The sequence below is a fragment of the Marispirochaeta aestuarii genome (assembly GCF_002087085.1).
In the GTDB taxonomy this organism is placed as follows: domain Bacteria; phylum Spirochaetota; class Spirochaetia; order JC444; family Marispirochaetaceae; genus Marispirochaeta; species Marispirochaeta aestuarii.
Map to the genome: position 1 here is coordinate 83,611 of NZ_MWQY01000012.1, position 18,605 is coordinate 102,215.

General features: G+C 52.6%; 21 protein-coding genes. 16 read left to right on the forward strand and 5 right to left on the reverse strand.

Annotated elements, in window-relative coordinates; genetic code table 11:
* Positions 1 to 4: 4 nt before the first annotated feature.
* Positions 5 to 1,060 carry a phytase gene (locus tag B4O97_RS11940; RefSeq protein WP_083051096.1) on the forward strand — a complete coding sequence of 352 codons (1,056 nt, stop codon included), beginning with the start codon at positions 5 to 7 and terminating at the stop codon, positions 1,058 to 1,060.
* 25 nt (positions 1,061 to 1,085) lie between these two features.
* Positions 1,086 to 1,943, forward strand: coding sequence for a glycosyltransferase family 2 protein (locus B4O97_RS11945; protein ID WP_083051097.1), 858 nt, complete (start codon positions 1,086 to 1,088; stop codon positions 1,941 to 1,943).
* A 38-nt stretch (positions 1,944 to 1,981) separates the two neighbouring features.
* Here B4O97_RS11945 and B4O97_RS19515 read toward each other — a convergent pair whose 3' ends face one another.
* On the reverse strand, positions 1,982 to 2,128 hold the full coding sequence (locus tag B4O97_RS19515) for a hypothetical protein (RefSeq protein WP_158084271.1): 147 nt from the start codon (positions 2,126 to 2,128) through the stop codon (positions 1,982 to 1,984).
* A gap of 51 nt (positions 2,129 to 2,179) precedes the next feature.
* Here B4O97_RS19515 and B4O97_RS11950 point away from each other — a divergent pair, with 51 nt between their 5' ends.
* Positions 2,180 to 2,863, forward strand: coding sequence for an AAA family ATPase (locus B4O97_RS11950; RefSeq protein WP_083051099.1), 684 nt, complete (start codon positions 2,180 to 2,182; stop codon positions 2,861 to 2,863).
* A gap of 11 nt (positions 2,864 to 2,874) precedes the next feature.
* Here B4O97_RS11950 and B4O97_RS11955 read toward each other — a convergent pair whose 3' ends face one another.
* Positions 2,875 to 3,165: a CopG family antitoxin gene (locus B4O97_RS11955; RefSeq protein WP_083051100.1), complete on the reverse strand. Its 291-nt coding sequence runs from the start codon at positions 3,163 to 3,165 to the stop codon at positions 2,875 to 2,877.
* Positions 3,155 to 3,451: a BrnT family toxin gene (locus B4O97_RS11960; protein WP_083051102.1), complete on the reverse strand. Its 297-nt coding sequence runs from the start codon at positions 3,449 to 3,451 to the stop codon at positions 3,155 to 3,157. The genes B4O97_RS11955 and B4O97_RS11960 overlap by 11 nt, the downstream gene beginning before the upstream one ends.
* 339 nt (positions 3,452 to 3,790) lie before the next feature.
* Between B4O97_RS11960 and B4O97_RS11965 the strand changes: the two genes are divergently transcribed.
* The 3 genes from B4O97_RS11965 (at position 3,791) to B4O97_RS11975 (ending at position 5,465) form a co-directional block, all read left to right on the forward strand.
* Positions 3,791 to 4,762, forward strand: coding sequence for a GDP-mannose 4,6-dehydratase (locus B4O97_RS11965; protein WP_083051103.1), 972 nt, complete (start codon positions 3,791 to 3,793; stop codon positions 4,760 to 4,762).
* Positions 4,763 to 4,827: 65 nt separating this feature from the next.
* A complete protein-coding gene (locus B4O97_RS11970; protein ID WP_083051105.1) occupies positions 4,828 to 5,073 on the forward strand; it encodes a FitA-like ribbon-helix-helix domain-containing protein in 246 nt (81 codons plus the stop codon).
* Positions 5,070 to 5,465 carry a type II toxin-antitoxin system VapC family toxin gene (locus B4O97_RS11975; protein ID WP_083051106.1) on the forward strand — a complete coding sequence of 132 codons (396 nt, stop codon included), beginning with the start codon at positions 5,070 to 5,072 and terminating at the stop codon, positions 5,463 to 5,465. The genes B4O97_RS11970 and B4O97_RS11975 overlap by 4 nt, the downstream gene beginning before the upstream one ends.
* A gap of 4 nt (positions 5,466 to 5,469) precedes the next feature.
* Here the strand turns inward: B4O97_RS11975 and B4O97_RS11980 are convergent, their stop codons facing one another.
* Together B4O97_RS11980 and B4O97_RS11985 are read right to left on the reverse strand one after the other, a co-directional pair.
* Complete coding sequence (locus tag B4O97_RS11980) at positions 5,470 to 6,555, reverse strand: MraY family glycosyltransferase (RefSeq protein ID WP_083051108.1); 1,086 nt, start codon at positions 6,553 to 6,555, stop codon at positions 5,470 to 5,472.
* A 3-nt stretch (positions 6,556 to 6,558) separates the two neighbouring features.
* Complete coding sequence (locus tag B4O97_RS11985; RefSeq protein WP_158084272.1) at positions 6,559 to 7,683, reverse strand: glycosyltransferase family 4 protein; 1,125 nt, start codon at positions 7,681 to 7,683, stop codon at positions 6,559 to 6,561.
* A 22-nt stretch (positions 7,684 to 7,705) separates the two neighbouring features.
* Between B4O97_RS11985 and B4O97_RS19335 the strand changes: the two genes are divergently transcribed.
* The 10 genes from B4O97_RS19335 (at position 7,706) to B4O97_RS12035 (ending at position 18,593) form a co-directional block, all read left to right on the forward strand.
* Positions 7,706 to 8,881, forward strand: a complete 1,176-nt coding sequence (locus B4O97_RS19335) for a right-handed parallel beta-helix repeat-containing protein (RefSeq protein ID WP_158084273.1) — start codon at positions 7,706 to 7,708, stop codon at positions 8,879 to 8,881.
* Between the two features lie 91 nt (positions 8,882 to 8,972).
* Positions 8,973 to 10,637, forward strand: coding sequence for a hypothetical protein (locus tag B4O97_RS11995; protein WP_083051113.1), 1,665 nt, complete (start codon positions 8,973 to 8,975; stop codon positions 10,635 to 10,637).
* 12 nt (positions 10,638 to 10,649) lie between these two features.
* Positions 10,650 to 12,395, forward strand: a complete 1,746-nt coding sequence (locus tag B4O97_RS12000) for a hypothetical protein (RefSeq protein ID WP_083051114.1) — start codon at positions 10,650 to 10,652, stop codon at positions 12,393 to 12,395.
* 121 nt (positions 12,396 to 12,516) lie between these two features.
* On the forward strand, positions 12,517 to 13,521 hold the full coding sequence (locus tag B4O97_RS12005; protein WP_083051116.1) for a LacI family DNA-binding transcriptional regulator: 1,005 nt from the start codon (positions 12,517 to 12,519) through the stop codon (positions 13,519 to 13,521).
* A 1-nt stretch (position 13,522) separates the two neighbouring features.
* The gene (gene rbsK / locus B4O97_RS12010; RefSeq protein ID WP_158084274.1) at positions 13,523 to 14,440 is read left to right on the forward strand and encodes a ribokinase; all 918 of its coding nucleotides are present in this window, start codon (positions 13,523 to 13,525) and stop codon (positions 14,438 to 14,440) included.
* Entirely contained in the window at positions 14,440 to 15,447 is a 1,008-nt protein-coding gene (locus tag B4O97_RS12015; protein WP_158084275.1) for a nucleoside hydrolase, read from the forward strand. The genes rbsK and B4O97_RS12015 overlap by 1 nt, the downstream gene beginning before the upstream one ends.
* Positions 15,448 to 15,466: 19 nt before the next feature.
* Complete coding sequence (locus B4O97_RS12020) at positions 15,467 to 16,054, forward strand: ECF transporter S component (RefSeq protein WP_158084276.1); 588 nt, start codon at positions 15,467 to 15,469, stop codon at positions 16,052 to 16,054.
* Positions 16,055 to 16,146: 92 nt separating this feature from the next.
* Positions 16,147 to 16,896: an energy-coupling factor transporter transmembrane component T gene (locus B4O97_RS12025; protein ID WP_083051122.1), complete on the forward strand. Its 750-nt coding sequence runs from the start codon at positions 16,147 to 16,149 to the stop codon at positions 16,894 to 16,896.
* Positions 16,875 to 17,753 (forward strand): energy-coupling factor ABC transporter ATP-binding protein, encoded by an 879-nt coding sequence (locus tag B4O97_RS12030; protein WP_198947076.1) that lies wholly within the window; start codon positions 16,875 to 16,877, stop codon positions 17,751 to 17,753. Before B4O97_RS12025 ends, B4O97_RS12030 begins: the two co-directional genes overlap by 22 nt.
* Positions 17,754 to 18,593, forward strand: coding sequence for an energy-coupling factor ABC transporter ATP-binding protein (locus B4O97_RS12035; RefSeq protein ID WP_083051125.1), 840 nt, complete (start codon positions 17,754 to 17,756; stop codon positions 18,591 to 18,593). It begins immediately after the preceding gene.
* The last annotated feature ends 12 nt before the right edge of the window (positions 18,594 to 18,605 follow it).

Sequence of the window (18,605 nt, forward strand, 5' to 3'; positions counted from 1 at the left end):
CATTATGCGAAGTCTTATTCTGGTATCGGTGCTGATCTTATCCTCCTGTTTCTATTCCTACGAGACGGGCATCCGCCCGATCAACGTGTCCGATCCGGTTACCCACGACAGCGATGATCCAGCGATATGGATTGATTCTGCAACACCTGGAAACAGCCTTATCCTCGGTACCGACAAAGGCGGTGATGGGGCGCTGTATGTCTACGACATTCAGGGAAATGAAATACCGGGCCTGACAATTTCCGGCCTTGATACGCCGAATAATGTGGATGTGGAGTACGGACTGGATCCATCCGGGTTCGACTATGATATTGCTGTTGTTACCGAACGTGGACGCCAACAGCTGCGGATCTACAGTCTGCCGGGTATGATTCCCATCGATAACGGTGGTATTCCCATGTTCGTCGGGGAATCCAACCGTAACTGTATGGGGATTTCATTGTATAAACGCCCCGGTGACGGTGAAATTTTTGCCGTCGTCAGCAGAAACGGCGGTCCTTCCGGCAGCTATCTGTGGCAGTATCGGCTTGATGTAGATGGTGCCGGAATAGTAACCGCGGCTCATGTACGCTCCTTCGGCCTCTTCAGCGACAGGTCCCAGATAGAGAGCGTTGTCGTGGATGATGAACTGGGATTTATCTATTATTCCGACGAACTTGCGGGGGTCAGAAAATACCACGCGGACCCGGATCATCCTGATGCGGATGAACAGCTTTCCCTGATCGGTCTCCGGGACTTTTCCAGAGAATCAGAAGGAATTTCAATCTACGATCTGGGTGATGGTACCGGGTATATTATAGTCTCTGACCAGAAAGCGAACAGCTTCAATATTTATCCCAGGGAAGGAACTGCAGCTGACGGAAACCACCACCCCCTTATCAAGCGGGTGGATGTCCAGGCAGAAGACAGCGACGGCAACGAAATCGGGAGTACTACAGTTTTCCCCCTTTATGCAGGCGGCCTGTTCGTCGCCATGTCCACAGACAGGACCTTCCATTATTACGCCTGGGATCAGATCGCAAATGCTCCAGGAGAACCCCTTCGCAGTCTCTCTGATTAAAAATTGATAACAAAGGATAGAATCAATGCACAGCACCCAAGCCCGGGTTTCAGTAATAATCCCCACCTATAAACGGCCGATCGAGCTCAAGCGGGCACTGGACAGCGTACTGCTCCAGGATTATACGGATTACGAGATTCTGGTAATTGATGATAACCCGCCGCAGAGCGAAACCCGAAGGGCCACAGAAGAGCTGATCTCCTCACTTGAGGGACCGATAGTACACATAAAGAATAAAGAGTCCCTGGGGGGCGCCGGGGCGCGAAACGAGGGCATTCGACAGGCAAAGGGAGAGTTAATCGCTTTTCTGGACGACGACGATCAGTGGCTTGCCGGCAAGCTCAGGGCCCAGGTGGAGCTTCTTGATTCTCTGGATAAGAATGTCTGCAGCGTGGATACCGGGTTTTACGAGGTGGACGAAACAAAGGATACCAGAAAAATCGTGGAACCTGCCCTGCGCGGGGCCATTTTTGACGAGCTTCTGGTCAAGCATAAGGGACGGGCTCCAAAACTCTCCACCATGCTCTGCCGTGCCGCAGCCCTCCGGGAAGTCGGCATGTTCGACCCGGAACTGCCCGCCCGACAGGACCTTGACCTCTACCTGCGGCTGGCCAGGAAATATACCTTCGAATATATAAAAGAACCCCTGGCGGTAAAGTATATCCACTCCTCGGGCCGCATTACCGGAAATGTGCAAAGCAAGATCCGCGCCTTCGACCTCTATTACAGGAAGTACCATGACGATTTCTGCTCCCGCCCCCCGCTGCACCGCATCTTCCTGCGCAAGCAGGCCCTGTGGCTGCTTGTTGCCCGGCAATACAGGCGAGGCCTTGCCACCCTGCTACGGAGCATTGTACCGATCTGTCACGGAAACAGGAAATAAGGAGATTCACCACAGAGACACGGAGCCCACAGAGATCTTTAGTTTCTGGAAAAGAAATCTGTTGCCTTTTTCTCTATAAAATCCGGGCCGTTTAGCCCTGTTCTAATATAATTTCTTTCCAAAACTCTCTGTGCACTCTGAGACTCCGTGGCCGTCTTCCTTCCCCGAACTCTTATCCTTCCCATCTTCCCCATCCTTGTTCCAAATTCCTCCCCCTTTCATGTATACTCTATTTTATGATCATCGAACTCATCGGGCTTCCAGGCTGCGGTAAATCCCACATTTCCGTCCTGCTTGCAGAACGCCTGCGTAACGCCGGTATACCCGCCCTGGAACCCTCCCGCCGGATCGGCCACGGCAGACCATTGCCTCGCCTGGCCGCCAAATCCGCCTGTGCTCTTGCCTTCCTTCTTCTGCACCCCATCAACACTATCCGGACTGTCCTCGCGGTGGCGCATACCCGACAGACCTCCCTGAATAACCTTGCAAAATCCCTGTTCAACCTCCTCTTCGTCCGCGGCCTGTTTGTACTGTTCCCGCAGAAAAACCGGGTTTTGCTCCTTGACCAGGGACTCGTCCAGGGCTGCGCTTCGGTGCATTTTTCCGCTTCCCGACCGCTGGCGCAGGGCTTTTTAGCTTCCCTGCCGGTGCCGAAACTTGTGCTGCACATCCGGGCCGACCGGGAAACAGTAATCCGGCGTCTCGGTAAACGGGTCACGGGCGCAGGGAGCCGGGTGGAGGAGAATCCCGCTGAGCAGCTCTCACGCTATGCCGAGGCTCTTGAATCCCTGACAGACAGGCCGCCTCTTGAAGCTGCGCGAATAATCGAGATGAGGAATAATGGGGACAGTAAAACGCTTGATAAAGATCTGGATGCTGTGGTTGAGAAGATCGTACAAATGTACAAGTCTTCCAGGTGACCAAAAATCCTTTATGCCGTCTCTTTCAGTTTTCCGGAAAGATATTTATGCAGAACCATGGAGACTAATGTCTGATAAGGGATCCCCTCTTCAAGGGCGCGAATCTTCAGGTTCTTGAGATCTCGTTCGGATATACGGATGTTCATCCGTTTGTCCTTTTTGAGAGTCGCTTGTGCCCGTTGCATAGCGTCGCTTATCTCTTTTTCCCTGTTTTTACGTATCGAAACAAACTCATCATTCTTTATTGATTCCATGAGTTCTTTTTCTTCACTATCTAATGGTTCAAAATGCTTATCTTTCATTTTGTTCCTCTCCTGAAGGTAAATATTTTTTCGTGTATATCCTGCTGGGAAATATCGTCTTCAAGAAAATCACGTCTTCTTTTTCATGCTTTACATATGGCACAACATAAATGTAATTGTTGAGGTTGATCAAATATAATTTTTGATCCGGGTATCTCTCAGAATTTGGATGCTGTAAAATATCGACAACCTTTCCTTCACTTATACATAAAATTATTTCTTCGAAGGAGATTGAGCGTTTATCTTTCAGCTGTTCATTTTTCTCATCATTCCAATCGAAGGTCATGAGTAAAAATAATAACGAGTGTGCCTTTTGTCAATATGTCTGTTGTAAAAGTTGCTTATTGGCTTCCGAATGCTTCTTTATCCACCACCTCTTTGTTTCAAAATTCGGAACAAGATATACAGGATCAAAAGGATAAGGAGATCCACCACCGAGACACCAAGCCCACAGAGTATCCCCTTATTGTTCCTCAGTACCCCCTGCCGCTCTGTAGCCATGCTTTATCCTGCCTATTCTCCCCATCTCTGTTCCATATTTTCTTTGTGTTTCCCCGCACTGTTGATGGCTGCCGTTTTATTCCGTATGATGTAGCATCAGATCACCAGCCCAAGGATATAAAGCATGCGAATCATCATTACCGGGGCCGCCGGTTTTATCGGCTCAAATCTGTCCCGCCGCCTTATCGGCGGTCACAGAGTAATCGGCATAGATAATTTCGACCCCTTCTACGATCGACGGATCAAGGAGCGCAACCTGGTCGGTTTGAAGGATCACACAAACTTCCGCCTGTATGAGGCGGACATTACCGATGCTTCAGAAATGGAGAGGATATTCCAGGAAGAAAAACCGGATCTGGTGGTGCACCTGGCGGCCAGGGCGGGGGTTCGTCCCTCCATAGAAAACCCGGCGGGCTATGCCGAGACCAATATAAACGGCACCATCTCCCTTCTGCAGGCCGCCCGTAAAGCCGGAGTCCGGGATTTCGTCTTTGCCTCCTCCTCCTCGGTCTACGGTAATACGAAGGAAGTCCCCTTTTCCGAGAGCTCCTTCGTGGACCATCCCATCTCTCCCTACGCGGCCACCAAAAAAGCGGGAGAGCTGATCTGTCACACCTACAGCCATCTCTACGGTATGCGCATCGCCTCTTTGCGTTTTTTTACCGTCTACGGCAGGGGGCAGCGGCCGGACCTGGCTATCGCCAAGTTTACCCGCATGATCGACCATGACGAGGAGATCCCCTTTTACGGCGACGGAACGACTGAGAGGGACTACACCTATATCGACGATATCCTGGACGGTATTCAGGGGGCTGTCCGATGGCTTCTGGAACAGAAGGAAGGCACCCACGAAGTCTTCAATCTGGGAGAATCCCATACCACCACGCTGTCCGATCTGGTAGCGACCATCGAAAAGGCCCTCGGGAAAAAGGCGAGGATAAAGCGGCTCCCCATGCAGCCCGGGGATGTACTGCGTACTTTTGCGGACGTGTCAAAGGCCCGGAAAGCTTTCGGCTACAATCCTTCGACCCTGCTTGCCGGGGGGGTAGAGGCGTATATAAAGTGGTACCGGGAGAACTCCGGGACGAGATATTGACGTGCGGAATTATTAATATTTACATGGTATGCAATATGTAGTAGTTTTGCATACAGGAGGAGCGTATGCCCTTATTACAGGTCAGAGACATTCCGGAAGATTTGTATGAAAAACTATCCCGTGTTGCCGAGCAGGATAATCGAAGTATTGCTCAGGAAACAATTGTTTTATTGAAGCAGGCACTGGCCTACAAAGAAAGCAGAATCTCCAGACGAAAAAGGATTTTACACGAGATTAGCAGCAATAAAGTCGAGAATGCTGACACCTTTCCGGATCCGGCTGATTTGCTGCGGGAAGATCGAGGCAGATGATTGTTGTATTGGATGCCAGTGCGGGAATTGAGATAGCATTGGTACGGGAGAAATCCGCAATTTTATCTGCTGTTCTGGAAAAAGCCACGAAGGTTATTACTTCCGATTTGTATAAAGCAGAAACGGGGAACGTGATCTGGAAATACTATATCGCCGGGCTATTAAAAAGGGATGAAGTATTTCGGAGATTATCATACTGCGACAATTTAATAGATGACTATGTAGACATTGCCGAGAATAATGAAGAAGCCTTAATTGAAGGAATACGATTGAATCATTCAATTTATGATCTTCTATATTTCACCCTGGCCAGACGAAAAGGCGCAATATTGATGACTCTCGACAAAAAGCTTAAAGAGATCGCCATAAACAATGGAATCGAAGTGGTATAAAAAACTACTCCTCTTCTTCCCGCCGTATCTTGTTTTTCTGAACATGCTTGTGGGTATAGTGGATCACGGTAAAAAAGAGGGTGACGATTAATCCCGCGGACAGAAAAAGGAATACCCCCACCTCCTGGGAGTGGCTGGTCAGTGGTACGGCGATTACGCAGAGGGCTATCTGCAGGGAGTAAATAATAGCCAGCAGGCTGCGGCTGCTGAATCCAAGGTTCAGCAGTTTGTGGTGCAGGTGCGAGCGATCCGGGGAAAAGACGCTTTTTTTGTCCCGCAGGCGGCGCCAGACGGCGGCGATGGTGTCGCTGATGGGTATCGCCAGAATTATCATGGCGTGGGCCAGGGAAATGCTTTCGCCATGGTCGGATCCCTGGTCGATCAGGGGCAGAACGGCCACCATGAATCCGAGGAACTGACTTCCTCCGTCCCCCATAAAGAGCTTTGCCGGGGGCAGGTTGAAAACCAGAAAACCCCAGACAGCCCCTGCCAGGATAAAGCTGCCCATGGCTGCCTGGTAGTTTTCCTTGGTCAGGAAGAGGATACCGAAGCTGATGGCAGCGATGGAGGTTATGCCTCCTGCCAGACCGTCGGAACCGTCTATCATGTTGACGGCATTGATGATGCCGATGATCCAGATCAGGGTCAGGGGATAACGGAAAAGTCCGAACTTAAGGGAATCGGGAAAAAACGGGATCGCTATCCGCTTGAAGGTGAAATCGGCAGCCAGCACCAGAACGGCGGCAATCAGCTGTATGACGATTTTATTCCGGGCATGAAGATTCCGCAGATCATCGACTACTCCGAAGAGGAAAATCAGCAGGCCGGCTATAATTACCAGGATAAAGCGGAATCCCCAGTTGTCCGGCAGAGGAAACTGGCGCTCCAGAACAAAGGTAAAAACAAGGATTGTCAGTATATAGGCGCTGAAAAAACCCAGGCCGCCCAGGCGTGATATCTCGCCGGTATGTATCTTGCGATGGTCCTGGTCGTCGTACCAGCCCATCCGATGGGAGAGCTTCATAATAAGCGGCATGGAAGCCAGGGAAATCAGGAATGCCATAAGGGGCGCCGTAAGTAAAACGTGCATCGCTTAACCTCTGCCTTTTAATATATCATCGACAGTTTGCAGGTAGGTGTTTATTACAATCGCCTCATCAAAGTTTTCTTTTACCAGTTTCCTGGAGGCCTTTCCCATGGCCTCTATTTCCGTGTCTGAAAGATTCAGCATCTTTTCCATCTTGTCCGCCAGATCCGCGGTGTCTCCGGGGCGGCACAGGAAGCCGTTGATTCCGTCCATAACCGGTTCCCGGGTCCCCACGGAGTCCGCGGCGATAAGGGGCTTTCCCATGGAAGCTGCTTCGAGGAGTGAGCGGGGCACCCCTTCACGATAGCGGGAAGGCAGGACCATGCAGTCCGCCTGGGCCAGAGCCTCCCGGATCTCGTCGGTGGGGCCGGGGACTTCTATGATGCCCCGTTCCTCTGCGGAGTTCAGGAGCTTCTTGTCTGCCGCCCAGGGATCGCTGCTGTCGTAGGGTCCGACCAGCATAAATCGGACCTCCGGATGCCGGGCTTTGACCTTCTCCGCAGCGGCGATAAAATCTTCCACCCCCTTGGCTTTCAGAAGCCGGCCGACGAAGAGGAAGCAGAAGGGCCCCTCCGGTCGAGGACGGGGTGCAAAGTAATCGGGATTGACCCCTGAGCCGGGAAGCCGCCCGGTCTGATGTTTACGAACGAGTTTGCCGTCAAGAAAGAGCCTGCGGTCGTCGCTGTTCTGGAAAAAGATCATGTCCGCCCGGCTGAAGGCGTAACGGTAGAGCATGCGTACAGCCGCCTGCAGCGGCCCGTGGCGTTCGAAGACGGTTCCCAGGCCGGTAATGTTGTTGACGACGGGTATCCCCAGCCCTTTGGCTGCAATGGAACCGTAAATGTTGGGTTTTATCGTATACTGCAGTATGATTGAAGGAGAGAGTTCCCGGTAGATCCGCTTGTACTGGGACAGGGTCTTCAGGTCCCGGAGGGGATTGATTCCCTTGGCGTCGAGTTCTATATCCCGGTACCCCAGGCCCATTTCGATCAGCTTTTCGGTGTAATCGTCCCGGGGAGCAACGACGCTTAAACGGTAGCCCGCATTCTGCAGGGCCTGGATAAGGGGCCTGCGGGTGTTCCAGACGTACCAGCAGCCGTTGTAGGATATGACTATGTGCTCTTTCTCCATTATTCCGTTACTATTGCATAAAATGGCACTATTGGCAAAGACCGTCGGTTTTGCTGCGGTGATGCTCTGCATGCTCCCGATGTTTCTGGGTGGCTGTACGACAGAAACCTGGGGCCGGTCGCGGACAACGCTGTACACCAGAGCCGCTGAGGGAGCCGGTGAAACGGCTGATGGGAGAATCCCTGAACGGGAACGCCTGCTTGTAGAGATGGACAGGCGCCGGGAAGAAGGCGCCGCGGAGTCCCGCCGGCTTATTGAGAAGTTTTTTCCTGATTCCGGGACGCTTGTATCTGAAGATCCGGAGGCGGCACGGGCGGCGGAGGCGGGGGAACTGAAGGCCGCCAGTGCAGCCTGGTGGGGTTTTGATGCCGGGGACGCCACGGATGCCCTGGCAGTAGCCTTGACCGCACCGGTGGAACTGCTTGTTATTCCCGCCATGGAAGGTCCGTGGATTTCCGGTCCCCTGGAAATAGACGGCCCCCGGCACATCCTTTTTGAACCCGGGGCGGAGCTCCTGGCAAGGGAGGGGGACTTCCGGGAGACCCGGGACACCCTGCTGCGTGTTTATCGAAAGGAGGATCTTGGCTTGACCGGCTACGGTGCCGGCATCGCCATGCGCAAGTCTGATTACACCAAAGAACCCTACCAGTGGTCCCAGCACCGGCATGCCCTTGCGATTCTGGAATCCCGGAATATCCGTGTTGAAGGCTTCTCCATCGAGAGCGCCGGGGGTGACGGGATCTACATCGGACAAAGAAGGGGCGGACCGGTTCCACGGAACATTCTGCTTAAGAACCTTGTGCTGCGGAACAACTATCGGCAGGGGGTTTCGGTTATCTCTGTGGACGGTTTCCGTATGGAATATACTCATATATCCCATACCGGCGGGACTCCTCCGGGAGCGGCCATCGATTTCGAACCCAACTCCGGACTGTACGGTCTGACCGATTGTGTCGTTGATTCCTGTCTCTTCGAGAAAAACGCCGGAGCGGCCCTTACGGTGCATCTTCCGAATGTGCTGGATACCCATCCTCCCGTGTCGATCCTGATACGGGACAGCCTGATTCTGGGAAATCCCCTCTCCCTGTGGGTCCACGGCCTTGGAAACGGCGCACGGGGCAGCCTGGAGTTCAGTAATACCCGGGTTCGCGGTCTCGGCATTACCGGGCGCTCGGAGAGTTTCAGGATTATCCGCTAAGGCGGTACTCCGGCTGTCAGTGGTAAAAAGAGTTTTTTTTCTGTAGTATGCGGAAACAGGAAAAAAGATTTTCATAACAGGAGACATCTGTATGCGGCGTCTTGCTTTTTATACGATCTTTCTTATGGCGGTACTGCTCCCCTTTACCGTCTTTGCCCTGGATATTACCGATCCTCTGGGCGATATATACGATGACATTCAGGTCTGGTACGAAGCCGGGCTTATCGATGAGGTACCCTCCCTGCGGCCCTATCCGGCACAGGTGCTGGTGGCCGTTCTCAGGCAGGTGACCGCCCATTCTTCCACCCCGGCGGCCGACCGGCAGCAGGCGGAAGCCTACCTGGCGGCCCTCGAGGCTGAACGGGATATCGACGGGGTCTGGTTCGGCAAAGCCCAGCTGAAAAGCAGCGAGTCCGAGGAGTACCTCTTCGGCGGCGCCGGTATCGAGTACAACACCTGGTTCAGCGACTATGTCGCCCTGAACGGCCGCTGGGTAGCCTTCGGCAAGTACGAGGGGGACGGCTACTATCCTGCGGGGGAGGGCCGGGAGCTGGACAGCTTCGACGACAATGCCGAGATGGCCGTGGCGGGACACCAGATCGACCTGCGGCAGCTCTTTACCAACTCCTTCAGTTTCGGCACCGACTCCCTCTATTTTCAGGCGGGAATCCACCGCAGCTCCTACGGTCCGGTTTTCGACAACGGCGCCGTCCTGGGAGGCTACGCCCATTACGCCCCCACCTTCAACGTGGTCTGGGACGAGGGCGGAAAGTTCGGCATGACCACGACCTATATGGAGCTCACCGCCAGCAACTACTACGGCGAGGAGGTCTTCTCCGACAAGCGCATGGCCATGCAGACCTATACCTACCGTCCGGTGGAATGGGCGGAATTCGAGTTCCTGCAGAGCATCGTCTACGGAAACCGTTTTGACCTGGTCTATTTTGTGCCCTTCAGTTTTCTCTTCTACAACCAGAACCTGGCGGGCTACGAGGACAACAGCTGGATGGGTTTTTCTGCGGCCCTGGATCTGCCCAGGCAGACGGGCTTCAACGCCGTGATCTATATCGATGATGCCCACTTCAACGATTTTCTGCGCTTCGACTTCAACACCATGTTCAAGGCGGCCATCAACACCGAGTTCACCTGGACCCCCATGCACAGGTATCTGCGCCGCCTGTCCCTGGACTACCTGGCGGTGACGCCCTATACCTACTCCCACAAAAGCGGGCGCTTTTCTGATTATCCGGAAACTGTGGGTGATGATGCAGTAAAATACTCTAAGTGGCTCGCGGAGAACGCCAACTACCTGAATTACACCAGCTACGGGGACACCCTGGGGCCGGTGCTGGATCCCAACTCCGACCGTCTTACCCTGAAGTACAACGCCCGTCCCCTTCCCGGCCTGGACGTCAAGCTTATCGGTCGCATGATCCGCCACGGGAATCCCACCGCGGAAGGTTATAATTCAGATGGAGTAACCGACGGATCCGTATACGACGACGGCTACGACGATAACGAGGAGCATACCTTCAAGGACCTGCGCTTCCTTACCCAGGATGAGCTTGAGTACACCTTTACCGCCGGCTTTGACCTGGGCTACACCTTCGATCTAGATCCCCACACCATAAAGCTGCTCTTCGGCTACCGCCTCGAGCACATCCGGAACAAGATGAACGACGGCTACCCGGTCAAGGGCGACAACGAAACCAGCCACTACCTGATGGGCGGTTTCGCCTACTCGTACCAGTTTTAGGAAACTGTACCAATGCAGCCGGGAGTTCGCATAAAGCATTCAGCCTCTTTAATTCTTCTGTTGTTTTCTGCTGCTCTGTTCGGGCAGAACCGTCAGGCGATCATCCCCTATGATTCTTCCCTGGTGGCGGAGCTGGGCATGGTCTACCGGGAGCTGGGAATGGCCCTGCCCTCGGATACGGCCCCCTGGACGGAGGCGGAGTTCCTCCTCATGCTGGACCGGGCCTATAATCAGGGCGGGCGGCTCTCCCCCGCGGCCAAGACTATCCTTGCGGGGATCCGGAAAGACTTAGAGAAAGATCCTGTCTACACGGAATTCGACGGTGCCCTGGCCGTCGATGCTTCGTTGAGCATCGCGCTGGAGGGCTACCTGGGTTTTGTGGGTGACGATGAGAACAGGGAGTGGCTCAGGGGGTACGGAGAGCGGGAAGCTTTGCTTTTTGTTCCCGTGGAGCTCTACCTGCTGGACAATTTCTACGCCATGACCAGTCTGAGTCTTTCCCAGGACTACTTTGCGGTCCTGGACAGGCAGGAGAGCGGCAGCAACCTCCCCCTGGGCTTCAACGATCTTGAAAGCATGTACCCCCTGCATACCGCCCTCTCCGCCGGGGGGGAGCACTGGAACATCCGCTTTGCCCGGGAGACCCTGAACTGGGGAAGCGGCAAAACGGGAAACCTGCTGCTTGGGGCCAACGGTACGGTTCACGATTTTATCGAGCTGACTAGCTTCTGGAACCGCTTCAAGTTCACTTTTCTGCTGCTGGGCCAGGACACCTCGGCCTGGGACTGGGTGGACACGAATGGCAATGGGATTATTGATGCAGGCGATGGCGGCACGTTGTATACCGCCGGGAACGAGATCTTTATCGCTCCAGTCTACGACAACAAGAACGACTCTTTTAACGATGCTGTATCCAGCCAGGAGACGGTACGCAACTTTCTGGCCCACAGGCTGGAGTTCCTCCCCCGGGACAACCTGCGCCTGGTCTTTACCGAGGCGGTCATGTATCAGGATCCCAGCTTTCAGTTCCGCTACCTGAATCCCATGATGGCCTTTCACAACTGGTACCAGACCGGCAGCGCCAACTACTTTATTACCCTGGAGGCCGATTATCTGCCCCTGCCGGGAGTTCGGCTCTACGGACAGTTCCTGGGAGACCAGATCGCCTTCTATTTCAACCGTCAAAGCGGCACCTACTCTGATGTTCCCGCCGCCATGGGTTACCTGGCGGGGCTGGATCTGCAGAAACCCCTTGCGGAGGGCTATCTTTTCGGCGGCCTGGAGTGGGTCAAGCTGGACCCCTACAACTACATCGACCGTTCCGGAATCAACCTCTGGTATCAGCGCCGAATTCTGAGCAACTACCTCGGCGGCCACCAGGCCCTGGTCATCACGCCCCTGGGCTACGAGAAAGGACCGGATTCCATGACCTTTTACGGGGAGTTCGGTTACATGGTCCCCGGCAGCTGGGACGCCAAGATCAGCGCCGAGTTCTTCGTAAAGGGGGAAAATACCATAACCACAGTCTGGACCGACGAGGACGGTGCCGCCCAGGATGTGACCCCGTCGGGGAGCCATCCGATACAGACCCTCATTCTGGGCCTCGAGGGCGGGATGAACGGCTCCATGCTGGGGTTCCCGGACAGCATCTCGGTGAGTACCGGGGTAAACCTTATCCACGTTGAAAATTTCCTGCACGATCCCCGGGAGGATTTCTGGGACCTGCAGATCTGGTTGTCGGGAAAGTACAGGTTCTGAGAAAATTTTCCTTGCCGGATCGGGGTTCCTGTGATAGAATCACTAAAACGTTTTAGTTGCGGCCGCCGCCGCTTATTATTTTACCGGATTACTAAAACGTTTTAGTTAAAGTGGAGGATCTGTGGCTGCGAACATAAAAGATGTCGCCCGTCTGGCGGGTGTTTCTATTACAACGGTTTCACAAATACTCAACAAGAAGCAGGATTTCCCGGTCCGGGAGGAAACCCGCAAGCGGGTTATCGATGCCGCCCGGGAACTGCACTATATACCCAATCCCATTGCACGCAGTCTGGTCCAGCAAAAGACCCGTCTTGTCGGTATGGCGGTACCCGATTTGCGAAACCCCTTTTTTACCGAGATCGCCCTGGGCTGCCAGGAAGCCGCCGCACAGAGGGGGTACCGACTGCAGATCGCCAATACAAACGAAGACTTCGACAGTGAACTTCAGCAGCTTCATGAGTTCGCCGCGGAAAAAATGGACGGAATTATCCTTGTTCCGGCCGCCCGAAGAGACAGCCGGAAAGAGCAGAGCAGCATCTTCAATCTGCCGATTGTAAACGTGGACAGAACGGCCGGTTATCCGGATATCTGCGGTTCAATATACGTGAACAGCGAAAAAGGCGCGTATGAAGCGGTCTCCTATCTTCTTCGCCGCGGAAGAAGGAGAATTGCCTTTCTGGCCGGACCCCTCAGCAGTAAAACGGTTACGGATCGTCTTGAAGGATTCAGAAAAGCCCTGGAAGAAAACGGGCTGTCCTGCAGTGAGAAGGACGTTTTTGAGGGAGGTTTCGAACAGAACTGGGGTTTTATGATAACGGAGAAAATCATTTCCTCCGAATCTCCCTACGATGCATTTTTCTGCGGCGATGACCTTATCGCTTTGGGGGCTATAAGCGCACTGCAGAAGAAGGGGTTACAGGTTCCCGGGGATATTGCGGTTATAGGGTTTGACGACATCTTTGTCTCGGAACTTATCTATCCCAAACTGACAACGGTACGTCAGCCCAGTTATGATCTCGGCCTGCGGTCGATGGAGCTTCTGATAAAGAACATTGAATCGGAGCAGGATGTTCCGGAAAAGATCATTACACTCGAATCTGAATTCATTACAAGAGAGTCTGCTTAGGATGAAGAATATAGTCGTTGTCGGCAGTTTGAACCAGGACATTTCCATCAGCGTCAGGCGTTTGCCTGTAGAAGGAGAAACGGTTCTAGCCAGGGCTGTACGAAAAGGAATCGGAGGAAAAGGCGCGAACCAGGCCATCGCGGCTTCCAGGCTGGGAGGGGAGGTTTCCATGATCGGGTTCGTGGGGAATGACTCTGCGGGAAACGAAATGCTGGAGGCGGTTAAGGGCGGCGGAGTTGACTGTTCAGGAATCGGGATATCCGACCGGGAAAGGACAGGAAAAGCATATATCACGGTTGACGATGCAGGCAGGAATACTATCGTTGTCGATTCGGGAGCGAATTCCTGCGTAACGCCGGAATTCCTGGAGACGCTGCTGCACGACCGGATAGACGCCAATACGATCGTGCTTATGCAGATGGAGATCCCCCGCGAGTCGCTGCTGTATGGAATAGAGTATGCGAAAAAACGTAACGCTTTTGTCATCCTCAATCCGGCTCCCGCTGCAAAGCTCCCCCGGGAGGTCTATTCGGGCATCGACATACTGACGCCGAACGAAACGGAACTTGCAATTCTCTCTTCTGCGGCAGGCAAAGATATCGCCGCCATGTCGACGGACCTCGTAAAAAACGGTACGGCCTGTGTCGTGGTTACCCTGGGGGCAGAAGGTGCCGGGATAATCCTGAACGGTACTGGCGTCCGTCGCGTTCAGGCTCCTTCGGTGAATGCTGTTGATACTACCGGGGCCGGCGACTGCTTCAACGGCGCACTTGCTGCAGCCCTGGCACAAGGATATCGCCTTGATGATGCAGTTTTATTCGCGGTTCGTGCCGCATCCTTCAGTGTATCCAGCTTCGGTACAATAACCTCGTATCCTGATGAATCGCAGATGGAAATGACTTTTGGGGGAAATGCATGATGAACAGACGAAAAATAATAATCGACACCGATCCGGGAATCGACGATGCCTTTGCAATCATAGCTGCCTTGTCCTGTTCACAGTTTGAAGTTCTCGGCATTACCGTGGTGGGAGGAAACAATCAGCTCAACTCATGCGTGAACAACGCCCTCGGGCTGGTCTCCCTGATGGACAGCCGATGTCCTGTTCATGCCGGAGCCCCGGTGTCGCTGAATGAGTTGCGCCTTGGAAAGACCGCGGTGGAGCATTCCACGGAAACCCATGGCAAGGGGGGACTCGGCGGCGTGTCGCTTCCGGGGGACCCTGCCGGGCTTTCGACGGTTCATGCAGCCGATTTCATTGCGGAGACGGTGCGTTCGAATCCGGGGGAGGTGGAAATCGTCACCCTTGGCCCTCTGACGAATATTGCACTGGCCATGGAAAGGCAGCCGGGTCTGCTGCAGGACGTAAAGTGCATATGGTCCATGGGCGGAGGAGTGGAAAAAGGAAACAGGACCGTAGTTGCGGAGTTCAATTACTGGGCTGATCCCGAAGCCGCGGCCCGCGTCTTTGCACAGGGCCAGAGTACCAGCCTCAACATGATAGGTCTTGATGTTACAACGAAAACCTCGTTTTCCATGAATGATCTGTTTTTTCTGAAACTCGAAGGCGGACGTCTCGGAAAGTTCTTCCACGATATAACGGAACAGTATACCCGTGTGTACTGGGAAAGATTCCGTCTGTGCGGTTGTGTAATACACGATCTGGTAGCCATGATGATCGCCATTGATCCCTCACTCTGCGGCGAGGGGGACGTCTTCCCCCGGGTTAACGTTCGGATAGAAACGGAAGGTATGTGCCGGGGACAGACCCTCGTGGATCTTCATAATCACAGGGATCTCCGGGATCTGCCGAGAAACGCCTCTGTTTACATGGGAATTGACCGGAATCGATACAAATTGAGGTTCTTTGAAACAGTATTCAAGGATGTATCACAACTCTATGAGAAACATGTCCTGGGGACATAAATATAAAGGAGAGAATCGTATGAAAAAACTTGGCATGATGTCGCTGCTGATTATTCCAATCGGAATAGCCATCAATGTGGTTTGTCGGCAGGTAACCCAAATGCTCGCCCTGCCTATTTTCCTGGATACCATAGGCACGGTCCTGGTAGGTGTATTGACCGGGCCGATAGGGGGCATGATAACCGGACTGCTTACCAATGCCGTACGGGCTGCGACGGTCAACCCCGTTTCGCTGTATTTTGCTCCCGTCAGCGGTGTTATCGGTCTTATCGCGGGACTGGCGTCGAAGAATAATTTCTACTCAAACTGGATTCAGATTTGTATTGTAGGATTGGTTCTTGCCCTTGCCGGCGTAGTCACAGCCACGCCCATTGCGGTTATTGCTTTCGGCGGCGCTGATGGCAGCGGAAGTTCCATTGTCACAGGCTTTTTCCTTGCGACAGGCAAGGGTATCTGGCAATCAGTATTTTCTTCAAAAATAATTACGGAGACAGTTGATAAAATTCTTTCGCTGATTGTCGCCATTGTCATCATAAAGAGCGTACCGGAAAGTACGCTGGTAAAATTTCCTCTTGGAATGAATAAAATTCAAATAAAGAAATCATAATTGTAGAGGTTCCTCGAGGCGCGCACCTGAAACCAGGGGTGTACGCCTTGAGGTTCAGCTGATGTTTTTGCGGAGCCTGGGGAGAATCTGAATTGAATTCGAAAAGCTGTCTATCGAAATTGTATCCCGTATCCAAGCTGACTGCAGCTCTGGTCATCGCCCTTACCGGGGTCCTGATTCAATGGGATCTTTTTGGCTATGTGGTGGTTCTGCCCCTGCTGTTTATCCTGGCGGCGGCGGACGGAAAGTTAAAAAGTTTCTTCGTAAAGATGTACGGAATGCTTGTTTTCCTTGCGATAACCATCTTCCTTATAAAAGGATTGTTTCATCCCTCGGAGGATATTCTGTTCTCGTTCTGGATAATAAAAATCAAGACCGAGGGAGCCAGAGATGCCCTGAGACTGATATCGCGGGTAATCAGCATAGCCGGGGCGCTGCTGCTGTTTTTCGAGACCACAGACCTTGAGGATTTTATGGTATCTCTCGTCAAGCTCGGTATGCCGTATACCGCTGCGTACATATTCTTATCCACCCTTCAGATTGTTCCTGATCTGATTAAACGGAGCAAAACCATCATGCAGGCCCAGAGGGCAAGGGGAATCGAGACCGAGGGGAATGTGCTGGTACGGACAAAAGCCTTTATTCCGGTTATCAGTCCTCTGATAATCTCCTCGATCACTGAAATCGAGGACCGGGTAATAACCCTTGAATCCCGGGCTTTTTCCGTAAAGGGAAAACGGATATTTCTTGTGGAACCGAGGGCTGGAGCGGTCGACTATATGATCGGCGGTGTTTTCCTTCTGGCCTTTGTAATCTTTCTATGGATGAGGTATTTCGCATGAAGGCCCTGGAGATACGAGATGTGTCGTTCCGGTATCCGATCGGCAAAGATTTTGTTTTGAAGAATATATCCTTCTGTGTTGATCACGGAGAATTCCTCGCAGTTGTCGGTGCGAACGGTGGGGGAAAAACCACCCTCTGCAATATTCTGCGTGGATTTATTCCGGAGTTTCAGAACGGCTGTGATTTCTCCGGTGAAGTCCTCATCAACGGAAGAAAGATCTCCGATTACAGCAGCGGAGACCTGGCGCGAGAGGTCGGCTTTGTTTTTCAGAATCCCTTTATTCAGATCAGCGGAGTAAAGAAGACTGTATTTGAAGAGATCGCCTTCGGTCTCGAGAACCTGGGAACGCCGAAAGAGGAAATGAGAAAAAGCGTAACGGATATTATCGAACTCCTGAGAATCGGAGATTTGAAGGATAAGCATCCCGCTGAATTGTCAGGAGGACAGCGGCAAAGGGTCGCGCTGGCATCCGTTCTTGTGATGAATCCGGACATCCTCATCATCGATGAACCGACGTCTCAACTGGACCCCCAGGGAACTCAGGAAATCTTTGATATTATCAGAATCATGAAGGAACAGAATAAAACGATTATTCTTGTTGAGCACAAGATCGACCTTATCAGCGAATACGCGGACAGGGTAATTCTTCTGAATGATAAAGGCATACTGATCGATGATACGGTGGATGCCGTACTCTCGGATAAAATCCTGTTGAACAACGGGGTCCCCATGCCGGAGATCGCGGAAGTTGCCGATATGTATCTTCAGTTAAAAGAAAAGAAAACAGATCGACTGCCTGTAAATATGGAACAGGGAATACGGTTCTTTCGGGACAGCATGGGGGAAGTGAGTTAAATGGAAGGTATCCTGGCGGAAAATATCACCTTTTCGTATCCTGACGGTTACACTGCGGTGGAGGATGTTTCTCTGCATATCAGTGCGGGAGAAAGTGTCGCGATTGTGGGGCAGAACGGGGCCGGTAAGACGACCATGGTAAAAATGTTCAATGCCCTTCTGAGACCGGCATCCGGAAGAATCCTGATCGACGGAAAGGATATCGCCGGTATGAGCACAGCGGCGGTATCCAAATTCGTAGGGTATGTGTTTCAGAATCCGGGGGATCAGATCTTCAACAATACAGTGTACAACGAGATCGCCTACATATTGCGGTATAACAAGTGTGATGCCGAGACACTGGACTCTCTTGTCCGGGATGCTGCTGAACTCTGCGGTATATCGGAATACCTGTCCATGAATCCCTATGATCTGCCCTTTTCATTACGCAAGTTTGTGACCATCGCGGTTGTAATAGCCATGGGATCGAAATATATCATTCTCGACGAACCGACAGCTGGTCAGGACCTTGATGGTCTACACCGTCAGAGGGATATCATTCAGGAGCTGGTTGGTCGGGGAAAAACGATTATTACAATTACCCACGATATGCGTTTTGTCATAGAAAATTTCCAGAGGGTAATTGCCATGGCGGACAAACGTATTGTCGCCGATGCTCCACGGGAAGAACTGTTCTGGGATTTTGACGTACTTGAAAAATGTTCCCTCAAGCAGCCGAGGATTGCCGATCTGGCCCGGAATCTTGGTTTTCCGGGACGCATAATCAGCAAGAAAGATTTTCTTGATCATGCGACGGAGGGAGAAAAAGCGGAATTCTGCAGTAATCAAAGAACGCAGTAAAATATCGCCCGG